Genomic DNA, 409 nt, shown 5'->3' with positions numbered 1-409 from the left:
TTTGAACCACTCCGGGTCCCGGTCCTTGGCGGGGGTGTCCTCGAAGGTGTCCGGCACTGGCTCGTTCACGGTCATGACGTCTCGGGCCCTCCGTCTCGCTGTGCGGCGGGCGGCAGCTGGACGTGCAGCACGTGCGCGGGAGCCCGCCCCGGCTCCAGACGCACGTAGTTGGCGCTGCCCCAGTGGTAGGTCTCGCCGGTGAGCTCGTCGTGCACCGGGACCGTCTGGTGCCAGTCCAGGCCGAGCTGCGGCATGTCGAGCGAGACCGTGGCCTCCTGGGTGTGGTGGGGGTCGAGGTTGGCGACCACGAGCACCACGTCGGATCCGCTGCGCTTGCTGTACGCGATGACGGCGTCGTTGTCCGTGCCGTGGAAGCGGAGGTTGCGCAGTCGCCGGAGCGCGGGGTGTG

General features: G+C 70.2%; 1 protein-coding gene. It reads right to left on the bottom strand.

The features are described 5' to 3' along the window. Positions 1-71: 71 nt before the first annotated feature. On the bottom strand, positions 72-409 hold a 338-nt coding region (locus tag HCJ93_RS29085), incomplete at its 5' end, for an alpha amylase C-terminal domain-containing protein (protein WP_240968011.1).

It is taken from the genome of Streptomyces composti (assembly GCF_012034205.1).
GTDB classification, from domain to species: domain Bacteria; phylum Actinomycetota; class Actinomycetes; order Streptomycetales; family Streptomycetaceae; genus Streptomyces; species Streptomyces composti.
The sequence above is the reverse complement of the archived record's forward strand: the minus strand, read 5'-3'. Positions and strand labels throughout refer to the sequence as shown.